Annotated in this window: 18 protein-coding genes; 13 read left to right on the forward strand and 5 right to left on the reverse strand. The window is 67.8% G+C overall.

Features of this window, described 5'->3' with window-relative positions; genetic code table 11:
• Positions 1-3: 3 nt before the first annotated feature.
• Positions 4-1,299 carry a multiheme c-type cytochrome gene (locus C3942_RS10825; protein WP_104230400.1) on the reverse strand — a complete coding sequence of 432 codons (1,296 nt, stop codon included), beginning with the start codon at positions 1,297-1,299 and terminating at the stop codon, positions 4-6.
• Between the two features lie 227 nt (positions 1,300-1,526).
• On the opposite strand from C3942_RS10825, the gene C3942_RS10830 reads away from it, so the two are divergent.
• Genes C3942_RS10830 through C3942_RS10855 form a run of 6 tightly spaced genes read left to right on the forward strand, consistent with a single transcriptional unit; the run spans position 1,527 to position 14,698 of the window.
• The gene (locus C3942_RS10830) at positions 1,527-3,917 is read left to right on the forward strand and encodes a cyclic nucleotide-binding domain-containing protein (RefSeq protein WP_104230401.1); all 2,391 of its coding nucleotides are present in this window, start codon (positions 1,527-1,529) and stop codon (positions 3,915-3,917) included.
• Entirely contained in the window at positions 3,917-4,837 is a 921-nt protein-coding gene (locus tag C3942_RS10835; RefSeq protein WP_104230402.1) for a hypothetical protein, read from the forward strand. The genes C3942_RS10830 and C3942_RS10835 overlap by 1 nt, the downstream gene beginning before the upstream one ends.
• Before the next feature lie 7 nt (positions 4,838-4,844).
• Positions 4,845-6,629 (forward strand): cytochrome c3 family protein, encoded by a 1,785-nt coding sequence (locus C3942_RS10840; RefSeq protein WP_104230403.1) that lies wholly within the window; start codon positions 4,845-4,847, stop codon positions 6,627-6,629.
• Entirely contained in the window at positions 6,626-8,629 is a 2,004-nt protein-coding gene (locus C3942_RS10845; protein WP_104230404.1) for a GlcG/HbpS family heme-binding protein, read from the forward strand. The genes C3942_RS10840 and C3942_RS10845 overlap by 4 nt, the downstream gene beginning before the upstream one ends.
• Complete coding sequence (locus C3942_RS10850) at positions 8,626-10,911, forward strand: type IV pilus assembly protein FimV (RefSeq protein ID WP_104230405.1); 2,286 nt, start codon at positions 8,626-8,628, stop codon at positions 10,909-10,911. Before C3942_RS10845 ends, C3942_RS10850 begins: the two co-directional genes overlap by 4 nt.
• Position 10,912: 1 nt before the next feature.
• Positions 10,913-14,698 (forward strand): LVIVD repeat-containing protein, encoded by a 3,786-nt coding sequence (locus tag C3942_RS10855; RefSeq protein ID WP_104230406.1) that lies wholly within the window; start codon positions 10,913-10,915, stop codon positions 14,696-14,698.
• Positions 14,699-14,783: 85 nt separating this feature from the next.
• Here the strand turns inward: C3942_RS10855 and C3942_RS22055 are convergent, their stop codons facing one another.
• From C3942_RS22055 to C3942_RS22955, 4 genes are all read right to left on the reverse strand, one after another.
• The gene (locus C3942_RS22055) at positions 14,784-15,701 is read right to left on the reverse strand and encodes a hypothetical protein (protein ID WP_133164288.1); all 918 of its coding nucleotides are present in this window, start codon (positions 15,699-15,701) and stop codon (positions 14,784-14,786) included.
• Between the two features lie 219 nt (positions 15,702-15,920).
• The gene (locus C3942_RS22950; protein ID WP_366516604.1) at positions 15,921-16,484 is read right to left on the reverse strand and encodes an SMI1/KNR4 family protein; all 564 of its coding nucleotides are present in this window, start codon (positions 16,482-16,484) and stop codon (positions 15,921-15,923) included.
• A 152-nt stretch (positions 16,485-16,636) separates the two neighbouring features.
• Positions 16,637-17,071: a hypothetical protein gene (locus C3942_RS22060; protein ID WP_133164289.1), complete on the reverse strand. Its 435-nt coding sequence runs from the start codon at positions 17,069-17,071 to the stop codon at positions 16,637-16,639.
• A 66-nt stretch (positions 17,072-17,137) separates the two neighbouring features.
• Entirely contained in the window at positions 17,138-17,482 is a 345-nt protein-coding gene (locus C3942_RS22955; protein WP_104230407.1) for an SMI1/KNR4 family protein, read from the reverse strand.
• 442 nt (positions 17,483-17,924) lie between these two features.
• Between C3942_RS22955 and C3942_RS10865 the strand changes: the two genes are divergently transcribed.
• The 7 genes from C3942_RS10865 (at position 17,925) to C3942_RS10895 (ending at position 26,364) form a co-directional block, all read left to right on the forward strand.
• The gene (locus C3942_RS10865; RefSeq protein WP_104230408.1) at positions 17,925-18,359 is read left to right on the forward strand and encodes a nuclear transport factor 2 family protein; all 435 of its coding nucleotides are present in this window, start codon (positions 17,925-17,927) and stop codon (positions 18,357-18,359) included.
• 171 nt (positions 18,360-18,530) lie between these two features.
• Positions 18,531-19,169 carry a TetR/AcrR family transcriptional regulator gene (locus C3942_RS10870; RefSeq protein ID WP_104230409.1) on the forward strand — a complete coding sequence of 213 codons (639 nt, stop codon included), beginning with the start codon at positions 18,531-18,533 and terminating at the stop codon, positions 19,167-19,169.
• Positions 19,170-19,198: 29 nt separating this feature from the next.
• The gene (locus tag C3942_RS10875; protein ID WP_104230410.1) at positions 19,199-20,635 is read left to right on the forward strand and encodes a TolC family protein; all 1,437 of its coding nucleotides are present in this window, start codon (positions 19,199-19,201) and stop codon (positions 20,633-20,635) included.
• 5 nt (positions 20,636-20,640) lie between these two features.
• Positions 20,641-21,693 carry an efflux RND transporter periplasmic adaptor subunit gene (locus tag C3942_RS10880; RefSeq protein ID WP_104230411.1) on the forward strand — a complete coding sequence of 351 codons (1,053 nt, stop codon included), beginning with the start codon at positions 20,641-20,643 and terminating at the stop codon, positions 21,691-21,693.
• 10 nt (positions 21,694-21,703) lie between these two features.
• A complete protein-coding gene (locus C3942_RS10885; RefSeq protein ID WP_104230412.1) occupies positions 21,704-24,766 on the forward strand; it encodes an efflux RND transporter permease subunit in 3,063 nt (1,020 codons plus the stop codon).
• 94 nt (positions 24,767-24,860) lie between these two features.
• The gene (locus tag C3942_RS10890; protein WP_104230413.1) at positions 24,861-25,694 is read left to right on the forward strand and encodes an OmpW/AlkL family protein; all 834 of its coding nucleotides are present in this window, start codon (positions 24,861-24,863) and stop codon (positions 25,692-25,694) included.
• A gap of 154 nt (positions 25,695-25,848) precedes the next feature.
• A complete protein-coding gene (locus C3942_RS10895; protein ID WP_104230414.1) occupies positions 25,849-26,364 on the forward strand; it encodes a DUF2505 domain-containing protein in 516 nt (171 codons plus the stop codon).
• Positions 26,365-26,470: the final 106 nt, after the last annotated feature.

Consider the following 26,470-nt stretch of genomic DNA (forward strand, 5'->3'; position numbering starts at 1 on the left):
CCGCTACCTCAGCGCCGCACTCAACCGCCCCAGAGCCTTGCGATACTCCTCCGGCTGGAAGCGGTCGCGGTTCTTCACCGACTCATAGAGCGCGTCCGTCGGCCCGCGCAGCGCGCCGTTGCTGCCGCCGCGCTCGCCGATCGCCGCCGCCAGCACCTGCGCCGCCATCGCCGTCTGCTGCGCATAGTAGAAGTCGCCGCCCTGCGCGTTCTCCGCGTTCTGCGCCACGCGCTTGAGCACCTGGCGCAGTTGCCCCGCGTCCGCGGAACCCTGGCGCAGGCGGCCCCAGGCTTCGCGCCGCAGCCAGCCGCGCAGCTCGCCGGCCTGTTCGCGCAGGCGCGAGGCATCGGTCTCGTACTGCTGGTACAGGCGCTCGCGCTGCACCGCCATCGTGTCGGCCACCGCCGGGTTCACAGCGGCGGCCCAGGCCTGCACCAGCACCAGCGGCTGGTCCGCCAGCGGCACCTGGCCCGGCGGCAGGCCCGGCGTGCGGTCGGCGCGCCAGCGGTTGCCGTTCATCGAGTGGTGGCAGGCATCGCAGTCGAACAGCGCCAGCTCCGGGAACAGGCCATGCCCCAGCGCGCCGGTTTCCATCCGTGCCAGCCAGGCATCGGTCGCCGCTATCTGACCTTCCAGCCAGTTAGTCGCGGTGTCGGTCGCCGGCTTGCGCTGGCGATAGTCGGCATCCACGTCCCAGTGCGGCGGCATCAGCGCCGTGAAGGTGTCCAGTTCGAACAGCAGCGGCGGATGGCCGGCCGCCATGATCCTGTGGGTCATCGGGTGGGCGGCGTCGCCCAGGTGGCAGCCGCTGCACATGCCGGCGCGGACCTTGGCATCCCAGGTCGCCGTCATGCCGTGGGCAACGCGCTCCTCCGGGGTCTTCAGCTCGTTGACGTGCGCCGCGATCCAGCGCTCGGCCGGACCGTGGCAGGCTTCGCAGCCGATGCCGTCCTCCAGCTGGAAGCGCGGACCGCGCGCCTCGGCGGGCGGAGCATGCGCGTGGCATACCAGGCAGGCCTGCGCCTCGTGCGGCGCGCCCAGGCCAAGCTGGCCCGTGATGCGGCGCGCTCGCTCGGTGAACAGCGTCTTCCAGGCGGAGCCGTGGGCATCCTTGCGCTGCCAGGTGAAGTATTCGTCCTGGCGGATCTGCCGGTCGGCAAAGGGACGGATGGAGCCGTGGCAGGTGCTGCCGGCACAGTCGGCGACGCCGAGATTGCGGTCCGGGGCCGGCGCAGCCGCAACGGGCACCAGTGCCGACCACAGCAGTGCAAGGCAGACCGCGAGAAATTGGCGTCGCATGGATCGAGCTCCGATCGGCAGCTGGCTGTGGAGCAATATAAACGCAGGCGATCCACCTCACTACTCCCCGCCACCCGTGTTTCTCCGAATCCGACGAATCCGACGTGCGGAGCGTCACATTCGTACAAGCGCCATCGCCGGAACTGCGCACTGGAACACTGGCGCCATCCGTCGGATTGCGCCTAAAGTAGGTTCTACGCAGCCGACCGAGCCAGAAAGAGCCAGGTATGGTCCCAGGGAGCGTCAAGATCGCGATAGTCGGGTCCGGGCCTGCCGGGCTTTCCGCCGCAGCGCGTGCCGCAGAGCTCGGGCTCTCGCATGTGCTGCTGGAAGCCGAGAGCTGGCTTTCGAACACCATCTATCGGTACCAGAAGGGCAAGCACGTCATGGCCGAGCCGGACGTGCTGCCGTTGCGTTCGCCGCTGGCGTTCACCGCCGGCAAGCGCGAAGCCATTCTCGAGGCCTGGAACAGCGGCACCGCGAAGCTCGGCGTCAACGTCGCGCATCGTGCCCGCGTCAGCGCCATCGGCGGGCAGAAGGGCGCCTTCACCATCACGCTGGACGGCGGCGCCACGCTGCAGGCGGAGGCCGTGGTGCTGGGCATCGGCCTGCAGGGCAACCTGCGCAAGCTCGGCTGCCCCGGCGAGGACCTGGACTGGGTGCAGTACCAGCTCGACGACCCCGACGAGTACAAGGGCGAGACCATCGTGGTGGTCGGCGCCGGCGACGCGGCGATCGAGAACGCCATCGCCCTGGCCGAGAACAACAAGGTCTACATCCTCAACCGCCGCGACGAGTTCGACCGCGCCAAGCCCGGCAACCTTTCCGGCATCCTCAAGGCGATCGAGGACGGCAAGCTCACCTGCCTGTACAACACCAAGCCGGTGGCGGCGGAGGACACGCCCTCCGGCAAGCGCCTGCGCGTCGCCACCAACGACGGCGAGACCGAGCTGGCGGTGGACCGCGTGATCGCGCGCCTCGGCGCCACGCCGCCGCGCGCCTTCGTCGAGAGCACCGGCATCCAGTTCCCCAGCAAGGACCCCAACAGCGTACCGGCGGTGTCGGCGCAGTACGAGTCCAACGTGCCGGGCCTGTACATCATCGGCGCACTGGCGGGCTTCCCGCTGATCAAGCAGGCGATGAACCAGGGCTACGAGGTCATCGAGTTCATCGAAGGCCGCACGGTCGAGCCCGCCGACACGCCGCTGCTGCGCGACAAGTTCGCCGTGCTGCCCGAGATCACCGACATCGAGGAAGCGCTGGCCACCATGCAGCGCCGCGTGCCGATCCTCAAGCCGCTGACGCCGCTGCAGATGCGCGAGTTCATGATCGACTCCGACATCCGCGCCCCCGCCGACGGCGAGACGATCTTCGAGCTCAACGACTACACCGATACCTTCTACTCCATCGTCTCCGGCACGGTGGAGATCCAGGTGGACCCCGCCGACCCGTCCAAGAAGTTCACCCTGGGCAAGGGCGAATTCTTCGGCGAGATGAGCCTGATCTCGGGCCGCCGGCGTTCGGCCACGGTGCGCGCCGGCGAGAAGTGCGTGCTGATCGAGACGCCGCGCCGCTCGATGAACAAGCTGATCAACTCGGTGGCGGCGGTCAAGCGCGTCATCGACGAGGTATTCCTGCGCCGCATCATCCAGGGCAAGATCGCGCCGACGCTGCCGCCGGAGGAGATCGCCGACCTGGTGAGCAGCGCCGAGGTGCGGCAGTTCCGCCCCGGCGAGGTCCTGTTCAACGAGGGCGACGCCGGCGACGCCCTGCACCTGATCCGCAAGGGCTCGGTCACCGTGTCCCGCGAGATCGGCGGCAAGGACGTGGTGCTGGCCTATGTGCCGGCCGGCCAGTACGTGGGCGAGATGGCCCTGGTCAGCGACCTGCCGCGCTCCGCCACCGCGCGCGCCGCGGTGGCCACCGAGACCATCCGGCTCGACGGCGTGGCCTTCAAGGACCTGATGATGCGGCGCACCCAGGTGCGCGACCGCGTGCAGGAGGTCTACCGCTCGCGCGTCGCGCAGAACGCGGTGGCCCAGGCCCGCCCGATGGGCGACGTGCTGGAATTCATGATGTCGCAGGGCCTGGGCGAGGCCACCGACGTGCTGCTGATCGACGAGTCGCTGTGCGTGCGCTGCGACCAGTGCGAGAAGGCCTGCTCCGACACCCACGGCAACGTCAGCCGCCTCAAGCGCGAGGCCGGGCCGACCTTCGACCACCTGCACGTGCCGACCTCCTGCCGCCATTGCGAGCATCCGCACTGCATGAAGGACTGCCCGCCCGACGCGATCAAGCGCGCACCGAACGGCGAGGTCCACATCACCGATGCCTGCATCGGCTGCGGCAACTGCGAGCGCAACTGCCCCTACGGCGTGATCCAGATGGGCATCCAGAGCAAGACCCGGCCGAGCCTGTGGCGCTGGATGCTGTTCGGCGGCGAGGAGCCCGGCCGCTATCACCCGGCCAAGAAGGACAAGAGCGCCAAGAAGGCGACCAAGTGCGACATGTGCAAGGACCTGGACGGCGGTCCGGCCTGCGTGCGCGCCTGTCCCACCGGAGCGGCCATGCGCGCCAGCCCCGAGCAGTTCGTGAAGCTGTACCGGGGAGGCCGCTGATGGCACAGACGCCTCATGGGAGCTTCCTGCGCCACCGGGGCTACCGCTACCTCAAGCTGGCCAGCCTGCTCTGCATCGTCTGCATCCTCATCTACGGGTGGCACGACCCGCAGGACGGCCCCAACGGCGGCAGCTGGCTGGGCTACACCCTGGGCACCGTCGGTGCCGGCCTGATCGGCTGGCTGGCCTGGCTGGGCGTGCGCAAGCGCCGCTACAGCTCCACTGCCGGCACGGTCAAGGGCTGGCTTTCCGCCCACGTCTACCTGGGCCTGGCGCTGATCACCGTCGCCACGCTGCATACCGGATTCCAGTTCGGCTGGAACATCCATACCGCGGCCTACGTGCTGATGCTGATGGTGATCCTCAGCGGCATCTTCGGCATCGGCGTCTACGTGCGCATGCCCACGCTGATCACCGAGAACATGGGCGCTTCCGACCGCGAGACGCTGATCGACGAGATCCTGGACCTCAACCAGCAGGCCCTGAAGCTGGCCGACCCGCTCGGCCCCGAGGTCCACCGCATCATCGCCCGCTCCACCGAGCGCATGCGCCTGGGCGGCGGGCTGTGGGCGCAGCTGTTCGGCCCGCTGCCGCCGGGACGCCGCGCGATCGACGAGCTGCGCAAGATCGTCGTCGACGAGGAACGCGCGGCCAATGCCAAGACCTTCGATCCGCAGAGCTCCACCGTGATGTTCATGGCCGGCGAACTGGCGCAGGCCAAGAAGCGCGGCGAGATCGCCGAGAAATCGCGCCAGCTGATGGAGCTGATCGGCCGCCGCAACGCGCTGATCGTGCGCGTCAACCGCGACATCCAGCTGCACGCGCAGATGCAGATCTGGCTGTACTTCCACGTTCCGCTGACCGTGGCGCTGCTGGCGGCGCTGGCCGCCCACGTCATCTCCGTGTTCCTCTACTGGTAGCGCGCCCATGCGTGTCCTGATCCGCAGCTTCCAGCAGCAGGGCGATCAACGCATCGCCACCGAGCGCGGCCTGATCGGCGAGCGCCTGACCATCGGCCGCGGCACCAACCAGGACGTCTACACGCCCGACCTGCGCGCCGCGCTGGCCCATGCCGAGATCGTGCACGACCGCCGCGGCCCGCTGCTGATCGCCAAGTCCGCCAACGGCGTCTGGATCAACGGCGCACCTGTCGAGAGCGCCAAGCTGGAGGCCGGCGACATCATCGAGGTCGGCCGTTTCCGCCTCGAGGTCCTGGCCGTGGGCGGCGTGCCCGAGCTGGTGCTGGGCTACGAGGAAAAGCTCAGCCAGGCCGCCGACCTGCAGGCCCGCAAGGCCTCGCTGAAGACGCGGCTGAGCCACACCCGCCTGTCGCTGCGCGGCATGGCCTGGGGGCTGATGCTGCTGATGCTGGCCGTCGGCCTGCTGCTGCCGCTGGCCCTGCGCTACGGCAGCAGCCCGGCGGGCGAAACGCCGCGCGACCGCTCGCTGGCGCAGTCCGGCATTCCCTTCGACGATTCGGTCTGGCTGTCGGGCCCGGTCAGCAGCGTGCACCGCTACTTCGTGGAGGACTGCGCCGCCTGCCACGAGAAGCCCTTCCGCCAGGTGCGCGACAGCGCCTGCCTGGCCTGCCACAAGGACATGGCGCAGCACAGCGACGATCCGGCGATCCTCGACCACCCGGCCTTCTCCGGACAGCAGTGCACCGACTGCCACCGCGAGCACAACGGCACGCACGGCGTGAACGCGCAGTCGCCGACCCTATGCACCGACTGCCATGCCAACCCCGACAAGGAGTTCGCCGCGGCCCGGCTGGCGCCGGCCTCCAGCTTCAGCAAGGCGCACCCGGAGTTCGCGCCGCGCATCGCCGCGTTCGACGCCAAGACCGGCAAGTTCAGCTTTGCCAAGCAGCGCCAGCCGCCGGCGACGCTGCGCGAGGCCACCAACCTGATCTATCCGCATGACGTCCACCTCAATCCCAAGGGCATCGACTCGCCCGAGGGCAAGGTGGTGATGCAGTGCGCCGATTGCCACCAGCCCGACTCTCGCGGCGTCAGCTTCGAGCCGGTGAACATGGAGAAGCACTGCTCCAGCTGCCACCGCCTGGACTTCGACCCGGACGATCCGGACCGCGAGCTGCCGCACGGCCGGCCCGAGCAGATCCAGGGCGTGGTGCGCGACTACTACTACGCCAAGGCACTGCAGGGCGGCGTCATGGACGGCAAGGCCCCGGCCGTGGTGCGCGAGCGCCGCCGGCCCGGCGAGACGCTGCCGCGCGACGGCGCCCGCGCCGCGCTGGACTGGGCCGACGGCCGCGCGCGCCAGACCATGGTCGACGTGTTCGAGCGCCGCACCTGCCACTACTGCCACCAGGTGCAGCGCAGCGACGACCCGTCCAAGCCCTGGACCGTCGCGCCGGTGAACCTGCAGGAGCACGCGCTCGACGGCTCGCGCTTCGATCACGCCGCGCACCAGGCGCAGCCCTGCAGCGACTGCCACGGCGCGGACCGCTCCAAGACCAGCGCCGACGTGCTGCTGCCCGACCTCAACAGCTGCCGCGACTGCCATGGCGACACCGGCAGCGACCGGCAGGTGCCCTCTGCCTGCACGCTCTGCCACGCCTTCCACATCGCCGGTTCGCATCATTTCGGCGGGCCCGCCAAGGGCCCGAAGCCTGACGACGCCGTGCATGGCGCGGGCAGCGCGAAACCGGCCAAGGCGCCTGGGGCCGCACCGAAGGAATCGCCGAAATGATCCGCCGGGCTTCGCGCACGCTCGGCAGCCTCGCCGCGCTGGCCTTGCTGGCTGCCTGCGGCGGAGGCGGCGGGCCCGGTCCGGGCGGGGCCGGCATCGGCAACGGGCCGGCGCCCTGCTCCGGCCGCTGCCAGGACACGCCGACGCGGCTCACCGTGGCCGACATCCAGCAGATCATCGCCCAGGGCGTGCAGGAGGCGCAGGCACGCAGCGCTCCCGCCACCATCGTCGTCATCGACCGCGTCGGCAACGTGCTGGCGGCCTACCAGATGACCGGGGCGCCGCCCACCATCCGCATCACCTCCGGCACCGGCGCCAGCGGCGGCATCGACGGCGTGGAGATCGTGCCGTCCACGCTCGGCGCCATCGCCAAGGCCCTGACCGGCGCCTACTTCTCGTCGGAGGGCAATGCCTTCTCGACGCGCACCGCCAACCAGATCATCCAGGAGCACTTCAACCTGGAGGAACGCTTCACGCCGGGCGGCCCGCTGTTCGGCGTGCAGATCAGCCAGCTGCCCTGCTCCGACATCTCGCGCCGCTACAACGGCGTGGGCGTGGACCCCGGCCCGCACCGCTCGCCGATCGGCTTCGCCGCCGACCCCGGCGGCCTGCCGCTGTACAAGGAAGGCACCGTGGTCGGCGCGGTGGCGGTGATCGCCGACGGCGTCTATGGCCTGGTGAAGGACGATCTCGGCACCGACCGCAACCTCGACGAGCTGATCGCCGTGGCCGCCAGCTTCGGCTTCGGCGCGCCGCGTGACCGCCGCGCCGACGTCATCACGCTCGACGGCAAGACGCTGCGCTACGCCAACGTCGACTTCGACGACCTCGCGCGGGACCCGGCCACCGCGCCCGCCTTCGCCACGCTGACGCCCGCGGTCGGCAGCCTGGTCGCGATCCGCGGCTACGCCGACCCGGTGATCCGCGCCGGCACCGCCTTCGGCCAGGCGGACTCGGGCATCCGCCCGGCCAGCCTCGTCGCCGAGCCGGAGCTCGCCGCCGTCGACGGCTTCGTGCTGGTGGACGAGCTCAACAACCGCCGCTTCCCGCCCGTCAACGGCACCGACGGCCTGCTGACGCAGCAGGAGGTCAAGGACCTGCTGTCCACCTCCGTCGCGCTGGCCAACCGCACGCGCAGCCAGGTGCGCCGCCCGTTGGGCGCCAGCGCCGGCATCCACGTGGTGATCGTCGATACCAATGGCGCGGTGATCGGCGTGGCACGCACGCGCGATGCCCTGGTCGACGCCACCGACGTCACCGTGCAGAAGGCGCGCACCTCGATCCTGTTCTCGGCCGCCGGCTCGGGCACCGCGCTGCAGGCCCTGCCCGACGCCGAGTACCTCGCGCCGGGCCCCGCCGTCGCCAGCCTGCGCACCGAATCCATCGGCCAGTACGTCACCGCCTTCCGCAGCTTCCTCGGCCAGCCCGCCGGCCTGGACGACGGTGCCTTCGCCTGGTCCACGCGCGCGGTCGGCAACATCTCCCGCCCCTTCTTCCCCGACGGCATCGACGGCAAGCCGCCGGGTCCGCTGAGCAAGCCGCCGGGCGAGTGGAGCATCTTCTCCACCGGCCTGGAGCTGGACCTGGTCTACAACGCGGTGATCCGCCACATCGCCTTCGTCGTCGGCCTGGCCGCCACCGATGTCGGCGTCGGCTGCACCGGCTACCAGGGTGTCTCGGCGGGCTTCGAGCCGGTGGTGAACCCGATCCCGAAGATCGCCAACGGCATCACCCTGTTCGCCGGCGGCTTCCCGATCTACCGCGGCGGCACCCTGGTGGGCGCCATCGGCCTGTCCGGCGACGGCCTGGAGCAGGACGACTTCCTGCCCTTCCTCGCCAGCGATGCGGTCGGCAAGCTGCCCGGCGGGTCCATCGGCAATGCGCCCAAGGCGGTCCGTGCCGACCAGATCCGCGTGGGCGACGTGAACCTGCGCTATCTCGTCTGCCCGCCCAAGCCCTTCCTCGACAGCAACGAGCAGAGCGTCTGCGCCGGCCTATGAGAATCCCGCCCTTCCGCAAGCTGGCCGTCGCCGCGCTGCTGGGCAGCAGCCTGTCGGTGCAGGCCGCCGCGGAGCCGTATCTCTATGGTCCGGTCCGCAGCGGCGAGCAGCTCGCGCGCATCGCCTGGGAACTGCGCCCGGACAAGACCCGCATCGGCACCTGGCAGATGACCGCCGCGCTGTACCGCGCCAATCCCCGCTCCTTCATCGGGGGCGACATGGAGCGGCTGCGCCCGGGCGCGATGCTGGTGGTGCCCGCGGACGAGGACGTCCGCCGCGTCGATCCGGAACTGGCGCGGCAGCTCGCGCGCGAGCCGCAGAACGCGCAGGCCCTGCTGGGTGCCGCGGCCCTGCCGGCACCCGCTGCTCCGGCGCCGGCTGCGGAAGCTGCCGCCGCGCCCGCTGCCGCGGTGGGGCTGACGCTGGCGCCCGCCTCGGTCCCTGCGGCCGCGCCCGCCGCGGAGCCGCCCGCTGCGGCCACGGCCAAGGTGGTTCCGGCCTGGGCGCCCGATCCTTCGCCGGTATCGCCGCCCGCGATCCCGCCGGCCGTGCCCGCCCAGCCCCCGGGGCTCGCCGCGGCACCCGCGCCGATCGTGCCGCCCGAGCGCCGCCGTCCCGACGCCGATGCGCGCCAGATTCCGCCCGATACCGAGCCGCTGCCCGACCCCAACCGCCTGAGCCGGCTGGCGCCGGTGGCGATGCCCGAGCCCTGGAAGCAGTACGACAAGATGCCGGTGCCGGACCGCTGGCGCATCCTCAACTCGCTGGGCATCGTGCCGCAGCGCTGGTGGGACCCGTACAACCAGAACACCTGGAAGGGCGACAAGCCGATCTACAAGAACGAGCACTTCGTCTCGTTCAACGCCACGCTCGACAGCGTCTACGAATACCGCGAGCAGCCGACCCCGATCGGCGGCAACGGCACCGGCGAAGGCGGCCTGGTGAACATCTTCGGCCGGCCGCAGCAATACACGCTGGCCAGCAACCTGATCCTGTCGGCGGCCTACATCAAGGGCGACACGGTCTACCGGCCGCCCGACATCGAGCTGCGCTTCACCCCGGTGCTGAACTACAACTACACCGCGGTGCAGGAAGCCGGCGCCATCAACATCAACCCGGCCAAGGGCCTCGACCGCCGCGATTCCTTCGTCGGCATCCAGGAACTGTTCGCCGACTTCGACCTGCGCGCCGTCTCCGACCGCTACGACTTCGACAGCATCCGCTTCGGCATCCAGCCCTTCTCCAGCGACTTTCGCGGCTTCCTGTTCCAGGACAGCCAGCTCGGCGTGCGCCTGTTCGGCACCCGCGACAACAACCGCTACCAATACAACCTGGGCTGGTTCCGCCGCCTGGAGAAGGACACCAACAGCGGCCTCAACGACATCGGCGCCGCGCTGCGCGACGACGACCTCTTCGTGTTCAGCCTCTACCGCCAGGACCTGCCGGTCTACGGCTTCACCTCGCAGGGCATCGTCGCCTACAACCGCAACCGCGACAGCGGCCGCTTCTACGACAAGAACGGCTTCCTGCAGCGGCCCGCGGCCATCGGCACCGAAACCATCCGCGAGTACGACGTGGTCTACCTCGGCTACAACGGCGACGGGCACTTCGGCCGCCTCAACCTGACCACCTCGGCCTACGCCGCGCTGGGCCGCCAGGACCGCGGCGTGTTCTTCGACGACACGCGCGACATCCGCGGCTTCTTCGCCGCGGCGGAAGCCTCCTACGACATGGACTGGATGCGCTTCCGCCTGAGTGCGCTCTACGGCAGCGGCGACCGCGACCCCTACGACGACACCGCCAGCGGCTACGACGCCATCTTCGAGAACCCGATCTTCGCCGGCGCCGACACCAGCTTCTGGATCCGCCGCCCGGTGCCCCTGATCGGCGGCGGCGGCGTGGCGCTGTCGCAGGTCAACGGCGTGCTCGCCAACCTGCGTCCGAGCAAGGAGTTCGGCCAGTCCAACTTCGAGAACCCGGGCATCGTGCTGGTCGGCGTCGGCGCCGACTTCGACGTGCTGCCCCAGCTGCGCATCTTCGGCAATGCCAACTACCTGCGCTTCGACGACACCGCCATCCTCGAACTGATGCGCAGCCAGGGCGGCATCGGCCGCGAGATCGGATGGGACCTGTCGGTGGCGGCCATCTGGCGGCCCTTCTTCACCCAGAACATCATCGTGCGCGTCTCCGGGGCCGTGCTGCTGCCCGGCGAAGGCTTCCGCGCGCTCTACCCCGACGAGGACGGCTACTCCGTGCTCGCCAACCTGATCTTCTCCTACTGACATGCGCCTGCTCGCCGCCCTGCTGCTGATCGCACTGACCGGACCGGCAATCGCCTCCGGCGGCGAAAAGCCCGTGGAACGCAGCTACGTCATCGCCGACTTCGCGCCGCGCTTCCAGCGCCAGGACCAGGCCGACGCCAAGTCGGCCGGCTGCCAGTCCTGCCATACCGCCAGCGACCAGCACACCATGCATGCCAACCCGGCCGTGGTGCTGGGCTGCACCGACTGCCACGGCGGCAACGCGCGGGTCTTCGTGGACCCGGGTCTGGACCGCCAGGCGCCGGCCTATCTCGACACGCTGGCCAAGGCCCACGTGCTGCCGCGCTACCCCAAGGCCTGGAACTGGCCGTCCAGCCGCAACCCGGAACACAGCTTCGCCCTGCTCAACCAGGAAGCGCCGGAGTTCATCCGCTTCGTCAACCCGGGCGACTACCGCGTCACGCGCGAGGCCTGCGGCTCCTGCCACCTGCCGATCATCGAGGCCGCCGAGCGCAGCCTGATGTCCACCGGCGCCATGCTCTGGGGCGGCGCCGCGTACAACAACGGCATCCTGCCGTTCAAGCGCTACGTCACCGGCGAGTCCTACACCCGCGAAGGCATCCAGGCGCGCCTCGACGCCCCGGTGAAGCCCGACGACAACATGAAGAAGAAGGGCGTGCTGGAAGCGCTCTACCCGATGCCGGCCTGGGAGGTCGTGCCGCCGTCCGACATCTTCCGCGTGTTCGAGCGCGGCGGCCGCAACATCTTCAGCCTGTTCCCGGAAACCGGCAATCCCGGCACCGGCGGCAACATCCAGCGCCTGGAGGAGCCGGGCCGCCCCGACCTCAAGCAGTCCAACCGCGGCCCCGGCACCGGCCTGCGCATCGCCGTGCCCGTGCTGAACATCCACAAGACCCGCCTCAACGACCCCTTCTCCTGGTTCCTGGGCACCAACGACCAGCCGGGCGACTACCGGTCCTCCGGCTGCTCCGGCTGCCACGTGGTCTATGCCAACGACCGCGACCCTCGGCATTCCGGCGGCTACGCCGCCGCGGGCCACACCGGCAAGACGCAGACCCGCGACCCCACGATCCCCAGGGACGAGGAAGGCCACCCGCTCAAGCACGTCTTCACCCGTGCCATCCCCACCAGCCAGTGCATGATCTGCCACATGCACCAGCCGAACATCTTCCTCAACTCGATGCTCGGCTACACCATGTGGGACTACGAGACCGGGGCCGACCAGATGTGGCCCAAGAAGCAGAAGTACCCGGACAGCGCCGAGATCCACAAGATCAACATGCGCAATCCCGAGGAAGCGGCGATCCGCGGCAACTGGGGCAAGCGCGAATTCCTCGACAAGGTCTCCGAGCTGAACCCGGACATCAAGGACACCCAGTTCGCCGACTACCACGGCCACGGCTGGAACTTCCGCGCCATCCACAAGCGCGACCGCAAGGGCAACCTGCTCGACAAGGACGGCAACATCGTCGCCGACGACGACCCCAGGAAGTTCAGCAAGGCCGTGCACCTGTCGTCGATCCACGTCGACGTCGGCATGCACTGCGTAGACTGCCACTTCTCCCAGGATGCCCACGGCAACGGCCACATCTACGGCGAAGTGGCGCAGGCCGTGGAGATCGACTGCCAGGACTGCCACGGCACCGCCGACCGCTATCCCACGCTGAAGACCTCCGGTCCCGCCGCCCCGCCCGGCGGCAGCGACATGGCGCGCCTGCGCGTGCAGGACGGCCGCAAGCGCTTCGAGTGGCGCGGCAACAAGCTGTTCCAGCGCTCCGCACTGGACCCGAAGAAGGAATGGGAGGTGTCGCTGGTCAAGGACTCCGTGACCCCCGGCAACGCGCACTACAACGAAAAGGCCGCGCGCGCCAAGCTGATGTCCAAGGATACGGTCGACCAGCTCTTCGGCCTGGACGTGTCGCGCGAGAACCGCGCCCACAAGGACGACGAGGTGATGTGCATCACCTGCCACACGTCCTGGACCACCTCCTGCTTCGGCTGCCACCTGCCGATCCAGGCCAACTGGAAGACCCCGCGCAACCACTTCGAAGGCGGCGACAGCCGCAACTACGCCACCTACAACCCGCAGGTGGTGCGCGACGACTTCTACATGATCGGCAAGCACGGCGAGGCCAAGGGCAACCGCATCGCGCCGATCCGCTCCACCTCGGCCCTGGTGCTGTCGTCCACCAACGCCAGCCGCGAGCGCATCTACATCCAGCAGGCGCCGGTGGCCGCCAGCGGCCATTCCTCGCAGGCCTTCGCGCCGCATTACCCGCATACCGAGCGCAAGACCGAGACCAAGACCTGCGAGGACTGCCATCTGTCGAAGAGCGGCGACAACAACGCCTGGATGACCTCGCTGCTGGGCCTGGGCACCAACTTCGTCAGCTTCGTCGGCTTCAACGCCTGGCTGGGCCTCGAAGGCGGCGTGGAGGCCGTGCAGGTCACCGAGTGGGACGAGCCGCAGGCCGTGATCGGGTCCTACCTGCACCGCTACGCCTACCCCGACTGGTACAAGGCCCACGAGGGCCGCGGCCGCGAACTGACGACCGCCCACGACCATTCCGCCCGCGGCCCGGTGCAGTGCCTGCAGCTGCGCGGCGAATACCTCTACGTGGCCGAAGGCAAGGGCGGCATGCGCGCCTTCGATGTCGCCAGCATCGCCAACAAGGGCTTCTCGCAGCGCATCATCACCGCGCCGTTCTCGCTGCTGGGCCAGGACATCCACATCGGCTCGAAGAACGCCAGCTGCGTCGCCCTGCCCACCAACCAGCCGATCAACCCGCTGCGCAACCAGGGCGACCTGATGCGCATCGTCAACCAGGAACAGCCCTTCCACCCGATCTACCACTACGCCGTCATCAGCGACACGGTGGAAGGCCTGATCCTGGTCAACGTCGATACCCTGCAGGACGGCGAGCCGCGCAACAACGACCTCAAGCGCGCCCTCACCTGGGACGGCGGCGGCGCGCTCAAGGGCGCGCGCCACGTGGTGCTGGCCGGCTACCGCGCCTATGTCTCGGCCGACGCCGGCATCGTCGTGGTGAACCTCGACGACCCGATGAAGCCGCAGGTGGAGGCCATCATCCCGCTGCGCGACGTGCGCAGCGTCGCCGTGCAGTTCCGCTACCTGTTCGCCGTCACCGGCGCCGGCCTGCAGACCATCGACATCACCAGGCCCGCGCAGCCGCGCGTGATCGAAGGCGCCCTGGTGCCGCTGGCCGACGCCCGCCGCGTGCACCTGGCGCGCACCTACGCCTACGTCGCCGCCGGCAAGGACGGCCTGGCCATCGTCGACATCGAGAAGCCCGAGGCCCCGGTGCTGTTCCAGCGCTACGACGCCGACGGCCGCATCAAGGACGCACGCGACGTCACCGTGGGCAGCACCAATGCCTCGCTGTTCGCCTACGTCGCCGACGCCAGGACCGGCCTGCACGTGATCCAGCTCACCGCGCCCGACACCCAGCCCAAGTTCTACGGCTTCTCGCCGGAGCCGCGGCCGGTCTGGATCGCCCATCGCCAGACCACCCGGCCCGCGCTGGCCCTGAGCAAGGGCCTGGAACGCGACCGCGCCGTGGACGAGACCGGTGGCCAGATCGCCGTCTTCGGCCGCATCGGCTCGCGCCCCTTCAACGTCGAGGAGATGAAGCGCCTCTACCTCGACAAGAACGGCGAGCCCTGGTTCGTGAGCAACCAGTTCAAGGCGGCCAGGCCGCAGAAGAAGGCGGCGGCCGAAGAGAACAGGAAGTCCTCCGGCCAGAAGAGCGAGAAGCGACGGCCCTGAGGTTCATCCCCGATGGGCCTATTGGCCCAACCGTTCGCCCTGAAGTCCTGAGCCTGTCGAAGGATCGAAGGGTGAACGCGATCAGTTAACCCGCGTGTCCGCCGGAGACGACGCCTGCGGGTTCAATGCTTTGCTGGAACGTGACAGTCGCCACATGACGTGTCGCTTCTGGTCGGTCCGGGTTGAACGATACAAAGGATTGGCGCCATAGAAGGCCTCCCCTATTCAACGAATCTTCCAGGACGTCGTGTAGAAGTGCCTTGCACATGGTTGGCCGGACGATTTCAGGGGCCCGTCCAGAGACTACGATAACGTCGCTTTCGAGCGTGGCGATTGAGCAACCCAGCTCCACAGCAAACTCTTGCACTCGATATTTCGCTGATTCGTAGCCCTGTCCACCAAAGTGGAAGTCGAACAAACGTGTTCCGAGGGGTGTGATGAGTTCGAGGTTCTCCCATCCGAAAGTGACCGCATCCTTGGGCTCAAGCGGAGCCCGATGCATGAACGCATCAACTTCCGACGCCGCACTCAGGGATAGTAAAAGGTGGGCTCCCGGTCCAGATCGCACGCGCCTAAGAAACGTCTCGGAGCTGATCTCGACCGTGACTAAACCCTTCTTGCTCAGCGGCCGTCGCTTAGGCCGATTCCAGTGAATGGCCTGCCCCGTCTCTGCATCGAAGAACTGCCAGAATCGGCGCTCCTGCAGCTGTCCACGAGCTTTCGTGGATATCGCTGAGATCACATCGCCATGTTCGATCCCATCCAATGTCACGGCCACATCAATCTGACGAGGCCGAGCAGAAGCTTCTGGCTTGAAGCGCAGCTCGAAGGTAGGCTGCACCCATAGGATGTCCTCGCCGTCGACGGTCGCGCCTCGAAACGCTTCCAGCAGCACCTTCACGACGTGCTCTCGACGCCCGAGATCTTCTGCCTTCTGAGAGCACTCTTGAAGAGACCAGCCATGCTGCCCGCGTAATACCAGCCAGTTGGTAGTCGCTTTCATGAGCTTGTATATCTCGTAAAGGGAGGGTCTCGGCCCGCCTGCCGCGGAAGGCGGGTCAAGACCCGCCCTACATGCACTGAGGTTACAGATGGCCGATATGGCAACCAGGCCGTTCGCCCTGAGCCTGTCGAAGGGTGAACTGATGCAGGTAACCGGCCCGTGCTCCAGGCCCCATCCGTAGGGCGGAGGCAGAGCCGTGGGTGAGCATGGGGTCCGGCGTCAGTAGCATCCATCCTCCCAGCCTGGATCAGCTTCACGAGGCAACCGACCACCGAACGGGCCTACCAATACTGGCGATTTAAGGCTGCCCTCGAGGAAGGACGCAATGAGAGCCGTTGCGGTCATTGCATGCTTCTCCACCGCACCTCCTCGCGCCTCGATAACCACCGTAGGCCACCAGTTGGCATAGCCGAGGGTTAGCCAGCAGAGATAGTCGCCGTTGTCTGTTACCGCCCAAGGGAAAAGCCCGCAGGACTCAGGATATACAGGATATGGAATGATTCCCGGGCACTCGTGCCGTACCTCGTGAATACTGCCGAGGATGCGTAGACCCCGAGCCTCAAGCTCCAGATGCCGATTGGCGTGAGCAGGAGTCAGTGTGTTTATGAACCCGCCCCAGGCATGAGATCCGAATGTCTCGATGAGTGCTTTGTAGTCGGACGGAAACTCCAACCCGAGACGGGCTTCCGAATCCACCCAACGACATGAGCTGACCGCGATGGACTCGACCGGCTTGTATGGTGTGCCAAGCATTGATTCGAGCTGAGCAACCCCGCTATCCATTCGACGTGCTCTCTCCCTGACACCGAATGCCTCTTCTCAGCCACGGCCCCGAGAAGCGGGACCATGGCTGGAGTGCTTGATTGGGCCTATGTGTTGATCCTTTATGCATGAACTTTAGTCCGTGTAGGTCGGGTCTCGACTCGCCCTACGTGCTATGCATAGTAGCCAGCATCTCCCAACCCGAATGTGGAGAAGTAGGATTCTTCTGGCGCTTCAGGGTTCGGCCGCCACAGCGCTATGTCAGTCCCGCGACTGATAAAGCTACATCCTGAATCTTCACTTGAAAAGGCGAGTTCCTTTCCTAGTTTTTCAGTTAGCGATCCCACTGTGGTGGAAAAGACCGGAACGCCAAAGCAGATAACCTCGACACCGGCACCACCTGTTACCTCAATGAACTCTACTTTCCCTGCAGCCGTGTAGAAGACCTGAAAGGCGCCGCGGAACCATGCGTCTGTAGGGTGAACCGATGTGGTGGCTTTCTTGAAAGAGCTTTCTGGAACGCCCATTACCCTATGCACCTCAGAGCGCTCAACCCCGATCCCAACCGGGCCCAGGCTTGTGTGTGGAATAGCTTCAAAGATTTTCATAGGCCTAACGTCTAGATTGAGCCGCGCGACGCGGCCGCGTCGGCTTGAAGTAATGGTTGGGCCTCTCTAGAACCGACTCTCTCGAAGCCATGCATCGAAGGACTCCGAAATCTCATGGTAAGTGCCTGATTCGTGGTCTACGAAAACCACCACCGATGCTGAACCTTGTGCCGCGACCCAGCAATAGAAATCTCCGCAGCCGTTGTCTGCGAATGGCACTAGGCCACGATGAGAAATAAGGCGCTGAGACTTAATCGCCTCTGATGGTGACAACACTCGATGTTTTATGCGCAACTCACCCAGGCCACCGGAACGGAGAAAAGATACATACCCTTCCGGGAAAGAAAACGAAAGCCTCTTCTCTGCCGAAGAGATATCAAGCGCACTCGGAATTTCGGTCGAAATCTTCATACTGCCTAACGCCAATTAGCTAAACGAATCCGTCCATACAATCTGCAGCAACGTCCGCGTAACTCGGCACTGCCGATGGCAATATATTGATTCATTTGAATCCGGAAATTCTATGCGGGACGGCATGGCGGAAGGCACGGTAGCTCTACAACACAAGCCATAACCACTACAAACGACGGTGCATGGCAAACCTGCCCGTCCCAACGGATCGCATGTTTCCACTATGCCGGCTCCCGATCCGGCCACACAAGGCGAAGCCTCGATGCCGCAGAGAACGCGAAACCTGACGGTTGAATCAGGTAGCACGATTTGAATCTCGATCTTCTCCCTTGCACGAGCCACGAAAGGCCGTTCAGGACCCGCCCGTTCCTCCCGCACTCAGGTGAGGTCACCCATAGAAAGTCCCGTCACGCTCGGCAAAATTTCCAAGCCGGAGCCCGCCATGACGCCGCAAGCCCTCGCCGACCGCCAGCACATCCAGGACCTGCTGGTGCGCTACTGTCATGCGCTGGACGAGCGCGACTGGCCCGGCTTCCACGCGCTGTTCACGGCCGACGCCAGGCTCGATTTCCGCGCCTTCGGCGGCCCCGCCGGCAGCGCGGCCGAACTCGCGGACTACCTCGCCGGCGTGCTCGCCTCCATGCGCGGCTGCCAGCACACCATCTCCACCTCCCGGGTGGATCTGGATGGCGACGAGGCCCGCGTGCGCACCGCCGCGCAGGTGATGATGGTCAGCGCCGGCCCACAGGGCCAGGACCACGTGCTGTTCGCCGGCCTCTGGTACCGCGACCACCTGGTCCGCTCGCCCGGGGGCTGGCGCATCCGCCAGCGGACCCAGGAATACGCCTGGACCCATAACCTGCCTCCCTCCGCCTGACTCCGCCGGGCGGAAGCATCCCGCCCCGGCGAGGGTGCAACCCGGCCCACAAACCTTTCCCCCTCAATTACTTGAGAGGTAGTTGCGGACGAACTGGGTTGGATTTACTACATAAGTCCAGACACTGGACACGTGTTGAATACCGGACGGTTTGTAGTTAGGCTGCGCGCCATGACCCTGAGCCAGCAACGCCGACAGGAAGAGAAGGAACGCCGCCGCGAGGAAATCGTGGATGCGGCGGAGCGGGTGATTGAGGCCAAGGGTTTCGAGGCCGCCAAGATGGAGGAGATCGCCCGCGACGCGCGCGTCTCCCGCGCCCTGGTCTACACCTACTTCAAGGACAAGACCGATCTCTACCTCGCTATCTGCGAGCGCGCGCTGCGCCTGCTGCGCGAACGCTTCGAGGCCGCGGCGGCGGCGGAAGCGCGCGGCATCGACCAGGTGATGGCCATCGGCCGCTCCTACATCTCCTTCGCGCAGGAATCGCCGTTCCGCTTCGCCGCGCTGGCGCGCTTCGAGGGGCATCCGCTGGCGGACACCGCCCCGGGCTCCACCGAGCATGACGTCCTCTGCGTCGGCCGCCGCGTCCACGAAGTGACGGTGAAGGCGCTGCTCGCCGGCATGGCCGACGGCTCGGTCCGCAAGGACATCGGAGACCCGATGCTCACCGCGATCACGCTCTGGGGCCTGACCCACGGCGTGATCCAGCTGGCGCAGACCAAGGCCTCGCTGATCACCGATGAGGGCTTCGGCCTCCAGCAGTTCCTGGATTACAGCATGGAGTTCGGGCTGCGCTCGCTGCGCGCCTGAACCGGAAACGTTTTTGAGGGGGAACCGACATGCGTAACGCAAAACCACGCCTGTCCATCGCTGCCGCGGGGGCGCTGCTGACGCTGGGCACCGCGCAGGCCGCCACGGCGGCGCAACTGTCGATGTCGCTGAGCCTGGGCAGCACCGCCACGGTCACCGCCGCCGCGGTGCAGGACGACCCGCTGGTCGGCTTCATCGCCGAAGCCCTGGCCAGCAACGCCGCGCTCGGCGCCCAGCGGCAGTCGGTGACGGCGCGCTTCGAGGCCCTGCGCGAAGCCCGCGCCCAGCGCCTGCCGCAGCTCGACTTCAAGGCACGCTACAGCATCGCCGACGGTGGCCGCACCATCGACATCCCGGTGGGCGACTTGCTCAATCCGGTCTACGCCACGCTCAACCAGCTCACCGGCACGCAGAACTTCCCGCAGATCCAGAACCAGAGCATCGCCCTGCTGCGCGAGAAGGAGCAGGACACGCGCCTGTCGCTGACCGCGCCGCTGTTCGCGCCGGCCCTGGACAACGCCATCGACGCGCGCCAGTCGCTGTACCAGTCCGAGACCGCCGCCCGCGAGGCGCTGGCCCGCACCCTGGTGCGCGACGTCAAGCAGGCCGCCTACACGCTGGCGCAGGCACGCGCCGGCATCGTCATCCTGGAATCCAGCGAGCGCACACTCTCGGAAAACGTGCGCGTCGCGCAGTCGCTGCTCGACGCCGGCAAGGCCACCCGCGACCGCCGCCTGCGCGCCGAGGCCGAGCGCCTGGCCGTGGTGCAGCGCCTGGACCAGGCGCGCGCGCAGGCCCAGCAGGCGCAGCGCTATCTCAACTTCCTGCGCGGCCAGCCGCTGGATACGCCGGTGGAACTGCCCCAGGCCGAGGGCCGCATCGCGGAGGCCGCGGCCGCCGGCCGCGGCCGCCCGGAACTGCGCCAGATCGAGCACGCCGTGGATGCCGCCGAGGCCAGGCGCCGCGCCGCCCGCGCCGGCCGCTGGCCGACGCTGGCGCTGGGCGCCGACTACGGCATCGAGGGCGAGCGCTACCACTTCGACCGCGACCATGACTTCTCGCTGGCCTCCCTGGTGCTGAACTGGTCGGTGTTCGACTTTGGCCTGCGCCGCGCGCAGCAGGCCCAGGCCGCCGCCGAGGCCGCCGGCCTGCAGGCGCAGCGCGAAGACCTGCGCCAGAAGCTGGCGCTGGCCGAGCAGGCCGCGCGCGAGGACCTCGCCGTGGCGCTGCGCGCCGTGGAGAGCGCCTCCGCGCGCCAGGACGCCGCCGACGAAAGCTTCCGCATCTCCTCGCGCAAGCGCGACGCCGGCCAGCTCTCGCAGGTGGAGTTCTTCGACGCCGAACGCGCCCAGACCGACGCCCGCCTCAACCTCGTCATCGCCCGCCAGGCCGCGCTGTCGCGCGCCGCGGAACTCGAATACGCCACGGCCGCCTACCCGCTGCCGGCACAACACCTCGCGGAGTAACGCCCATGCGCCCCCTCCTGATCCTGCTGCCCGCCCTGTTCCTCGCCGCCTGCGGCTCCAGCGAGCCCCAGGCCGCGCCGGAAGCGCCGCCGCGCAGCGTTCACACCGCACTGCCCGAAAACGGGCCCGCCACGCCGCCGGTGGAAACCAGCGGCGTGGTCGCCTATCGCGACGAAACGCGCCTGTCCTTCATGGTGCCCGGCATCATCCGCGACATCGCCGTGCGCGAGGGCGACACGATCAAGGCCGGCGAGCCGCTGGCCACGCTGGAGCTGACGCAGGTCGATGCCGGCTCCACCCAGGCCCGCGAGGGCTGGCTCAAGGCCAAGCGTGACCTGGAGCGCGGCGAGAAGCTGTTCCGCGACGACGTGCTGACCCGCGAACAGCTCGACGACCTGACCACCGCCGAGCGCGTCGCCCGCGCCGGCCTGTCCAGCGCCGACTTCGCCCGCAACAACGCCCGCATCGTCGCACCGTCCGGCGGCACCGTGCTGCGCCGCCTGGCCGAATCGCGCGAGATGGTCGCCGCTGGCCAGCCGGTGCTCACCGTCGGCGACGCTGGCAGCGGCATGGTGCTGCGCCTGGGCCTGGCCGACCGTGAGGTGGTGCGCCTGAAGAATGGCGACGCCGCCGTGCTGCGCTTCGACGCCTTCCCGGGCAAGGAATTCGCCGGCAAGGTGCAGGAAGTCAGCCGCGCCGCCGACCCGCGCATGGGCACCTACCGCGTCGACATCGCCTTCGACCCCGGCCAGACGCCCTTCGTCAGCGGCCTGATCGGCCGCGCCGAGATCCGCAGCAGCGCCGGGGGCGAAGCCCTGCAGTACATCCCGCTGTCCGCCCTGGTGGAGGGCGACCAGCGCAACATGCTGGTCTACCTGCTGCCCAAGGGCGGCAGCCAGGTGAAGGCCCACCGCGTGCCGGTCGCCTTCATCGCCGCCGACCGGGCCGCGCTGGCTCAGCCGCTGCCGGCCGGGCACGCCGTGGTGACCGAGGGTGCGGTCTACCTGCGCGATGGCGACAAGGTCGTCGTGACCGCGGAAGCTGCCGCCAAGCCCTGAGGAGCCGCCGATGAAGATCTCCGATTTCTCGGTCCGCAACCCTCAGTTCACGGTCCTGATCTTCCTGCTGCTCTGCGCACTGGGCCTCAATGCCTGGCGCGACATGCCCCGCACCGAGGATCCGCACTTCCCGATCACCGCCTTCCAGATCATCACCATCTACCCGGGCGCCGATCCTTACGAAATCGAGCGCGAGATATCCGAGCCGATCGAAGACGCCCTGAACCGCCTGGACGACGTCAAGGACATGATGTCCACGTCCCGCGACAGCGTCGGCGTGGTGTTCATCGAGTTTGACGCGGGCGTTGACGTCGACAAGAAATTCGACGACATCAACCGCGAACTCGACAGCGTGCGAGCCGAGTTGCCCGGCGGCATCACCCGCCTGGAGGTCAAGCGCATCAACCCGGGCTACACCAACATCGTGCAGATGGCGCTGGTCTCCGACACCGTGTCGTGGAAGACCCTGGGCGATCTGGCCGACGACCTGCAGGACCGTATCGAGCGCCTGCCGGGCGTGCGCGACTCCGAGGTCTGGGCCTTCCCGCAGCGCGAGCTGCGCGTCGAAGCCGACTTCAAGCGCATGGCCAGTCTCAATGTACGACTCGGCCAGCTGCTCAACGCCGTCAGCGGCCGCAACACCAACATCCCCGGCGGCTCGGTGGAGTACGGCAGCCGCCGCTTCAATGTACAGACCAGCGGCAACTACGAAACATTGGACGAGGTGCGCAACACCGTGCTGGCCGGCGACGGCAGCCGCCTGCTGCGCGTGCGCGACGTGGCCGACGTGCGGTGGGACTACGGACCCGACGAATACACCGCACGCTTCGACGGCCAGCGCGCCGTCTTCGTCACGGCCAACCAGAAGGACGGCCGCAACATCTTCGTGACCCGGGAGGCCATCGGCAAGGTTCTGGATGAATTCCAGCGCACGCTGCCGGCCGAGGTGAAGCTGGAGCTCGGCTTCGACCAGTCCCGCAATGTCGATCACCGGCTCAAGCGACTGGGTGCCGACTTCGCCATCGCCATCGTGCTGGTGTTGATCACCCTGCTGCCGCTGGGCCTGCGCGCTGCCGGCATCGTCATGGTATCCATCCCGCTTTCGCTGGCAACCGGCCTTGCGGCGCTGCACTTCGCCGGATTCTCCCTCAATCAGTTGTCCATCGCCGGCTTCGTCGTCGCCCTGGGCCTGCTGGTGGACGACTCCATCGTGGTGGTGGAGAACATCGCCCGCTACCTGCGCATGGGTCATCCACGCGAGGAAGCCGCCATGCTCGCCACGCGTCAGATTTCACTGGCTGTTCTGGGCTGCACCGCGACCCTGCTGTTCGCCTTCCTGCCGCTGATGGCACTGCCCGGCAATGCCGGCAACTTCATCCGCTCGCTGCCGCTCTCGGTGATCTTCACCGTGCTGGCATCGCTGTTCGTGGCGCTGACGATCATCCCCTTCCTGGCAAGCCGCGTACTGCCGCTGCATGAGCATGCCGAGGGCAACGCCGTGCTCCGCGCACTGATGGGCCTGATCCATCGCGTCTACTCCCCCTGGCTGCGCCGTGCCCTGGGCCGTCCGAAGACCACCGTCGCGCTCTCGGCCGTACTGGTGGTGGGCAGCTTCATGCTGGTCCCGGCCATCGGCTTCAGCGTGTTCCCCAAGGCCAATACGCCGCAGTTCCTGGTGGAAGTGGAGTTGCCCAACGGATCCAGCCTCGCGAAGACCGAAAGCGTCATGCGCCAGGTCGAGGCCCTGCTGCTCGGCCAGGCGGAAGTCGATCATGTCATGGCCAACCTGGGCCATGGCAATCCCAAGATCTACTACAACCTCTTCCCGAGGGAGTTCGACTCCAGCTACGCCGAGCTGTTCGTGCAGCTCAAGCGCTACCGCGCCGGGGAGACCAACGCCCTGTTCGACAGGCTGCGCCATGAGTTCGACAAGATCCCCGGCGCCGAGATCGTCCTGCGCGAGTTCGAGAACGGCCCGCCGATGGATGCCCCCATCGCCATCCGTGTGGTGGGTGATGACATACCCCAGCTGCGCAAGGTTGCCGCGGATGTCGAGCGGATATTCGCCGAGACCCAGGGAACCCGCGATATCGGCAACCCCCTGCGCCGCTCGCGCGTCGACATGGATCTCGGCATCGACACCGTCAAGGCTGGCCTTCTGGGCATCTCTCCGCTGGAACTGAACCAGTCCGTCCGCGCCGCATTCGCGGGTCTTACAGCTGGCGAATTCCGCGAAGAGGACGGCGACACCTACCCCATCGTGGTCCGCGGGCCGCTGCAGGCACGCCCCACTGTCGAGGCCATGCAAGGCCTCCATGTGGGCACCGCTACCGGGGCGCAGGTGCCGCTGGCGCAGCTCACAAGCCCCAGGCTGATCGATGCGCCCAACGCGATCTACCGGTATCAGCGCGAGCGCTGCGTGCTGCTCACCGCGCATCCGCAGAAGGGCTACAACACCGAGAAGCTGACGCGCGAGATCCTGAAGAAACTCGACGCCTACGATTGGCCCGAAGGCTACCGCTATGTCGTCGCGGGAGAGGTCAAGGCGCGCGGCGAGAGCTTCGCCGGCTTCGGCACCGCGATCCTGGTGACCGTGTTCGGCATCATGGCGATCCTGGTCCTGGAATTCGGCGGCTTCAAGTCCACCCTGATCGTCGCCACCGTGGTGCCGCTGGGTATCATGGGAGGGCTTCTGGCGTTGTTCCTCACCGGATACAACCTGAGCTTCACCGCCATGGTCGGCTTCATCGCGCTCACCGGCATCGAGATCAAGAACTCGATCCTGCTGGTCGACTTCACCAACCAGTTGCGCGAGGAAGGCGTCCCCCTCGACGAAGCCATCGCCCAGGCCGGCGAGATCCGCTTCCTGCCGATCCTGCTGACCTCCGTCACCGCCATCGGCGGCCTCAGTCCGCTGGCCTTCCAGCAGTCGGCCCTGTACTCGCCGATGGCCTGGGTGCTGATCGGCGGCCTGATCACCTCGACCATGATCGGCCGGCTGGTGACCCCGGTGATGTACAAGCTGCTGCCGCCGGAGCTGCGGCACCGCCGCGTGGAAGTGGGGAGCCTCTAGGCGGGAAGCCTGGCGGCCAGGCCGGCTCAGGCATGCTGAGCCGGCCTTCGGAAGGCTTCAGCGGACAGTCAGCTTTCTTCCCCGATAAAGCGGCATGGAGAGCATCCCCCGCCTGCTGGTCCTTGCCTTCGGCCTGTGCGCCGGCGCGGCGCAGGCCCGCGAGGCCGGGGACCACCACCTCCAGTTGGGACTGGTCCACGTCAATACGCTGGACAGCAGCACGCCGCTGCGCACGCAGCTGCGGCCGAGCCTGCTCGGCGGCGTGCTCGGCATCGACAGCGACTTCGTTTCCGAGGGCACCGCCGCCAGGGTGGGCAGTTCGGAAACCCTGCTGTTCATCTATTCCTACTATTTCACCGACCGCTGGTCGCTGAAGCTGGAGGGCGGCATCCCCGCGCGCTTCGACATCGCCGGCGAGGGCGTGGTGCGCCCCACCGGCATCGCCGGCTCCGTCATCAGCGTCGACCTCGGCGCGCCGGTCAACAATCCCCTGGCCAGTGCCACGCAGTGGAGTCCGGTGGCGATGCTGCAATACAGCTTCGGCCGCCCCCGCGATGCGGTGCGCCCATACGTCGGCGTCGGCCTTACCTATACCTGGTTCACCGATGTGGAGCTGGACGAGGACTTCGATGCCGCGCTGAACGACCAGTTCGGCCGCGCGCTGGCGCTGGCCGCCGGCAAGCCCGGAGCCACGAGGGCCAGGGCCGATGCCTCGCCTTCCTTCGCGCCCGCCTTCAATGCCGGCATCGCCATGTCGCTCAGCGAGCGCTGGAACGTCTCGGCCTCGGTGTCCTACCTGATGCTGTCCACCGAATCGACCATCGACATCCTCGCCGCCGACGGCGCGCGGCTGGCGCGCAGCCGCACCGCCCTGGACCTGAATCCGCTGGCGATGTCGGTACTGGTCGGCTACCGCTTCAGGCTCTGAGGGGCCTGCAAGCTGGAGGGCGGCGCGGGTCAGTCATGCAAGCCGCAGGACAGACGCGGGGCACTGCTCCGGTAAAACAGGGACTTATCGCTGGCACGCCGCTTGTGTGGCAGAAGCCGATGGCCACCCTGCCTAGAGGAAGGATTCCCGCGCCATGCGCAGCTTCAAGCACCAGCAGCGCTTTCCCCACAGCGCAGACCATGTCCTGAAGCAGTACTGCGATCCCCGCTTCCTGGCCTCCAGGCACGGGGCTCTCGGCCATCAGGATGTCGCCGTTCTCGAACACTCCGCCGAGGGAGCGCGGCTGCGTGTCCGGCTGAGCTTCATGCAGGTCACCCAGGCCGGCCTGCCGGCCTTTGCGCGGCGCCTCGTCAAGAAGCGCACGCAGATCCTGCAAAGCCTGGAATGGAACCACCGCCAGCGCAGGGGACGCATCGTGATCGACGCCCGGGGCGTGCCCATGAAGGTCGAGGGCGAACTGCGCCTTTCCGACTGCGCCGGGGGATGCGTCGCCTCGGTCGCCTGGGAAGTGCATTGCCCTCTGCCCCTCGTGGGGCCCCGGATCGAATCGCTCGCCCAGGAAATGATGCTGCGCATGGCGGAGCAGGACCAGGCCGTGACGGCGCGGCTTCTGGCGCAAGGAGCCGAAGCGGCACCGCGCCCCGCCTGAGCGGCGGCAGGCACCGGAGTTGACGCTCCCGGCAAGCTGGCCAAGTATGTAAAGACCTCTTCCCCCCACGACGGCGCTGGAGCGCCGGCGCCATCCGCCATGCCGA

Source organism: Solimonas fluminis, from assembly GCF_002930645.1.
Lineage (GTDB): Bacteria > Pseudomonadota > Gammaproteobacteria > Nevskiales > Nevskiaceae > Solimonas_A > Solimonas_A fluminis.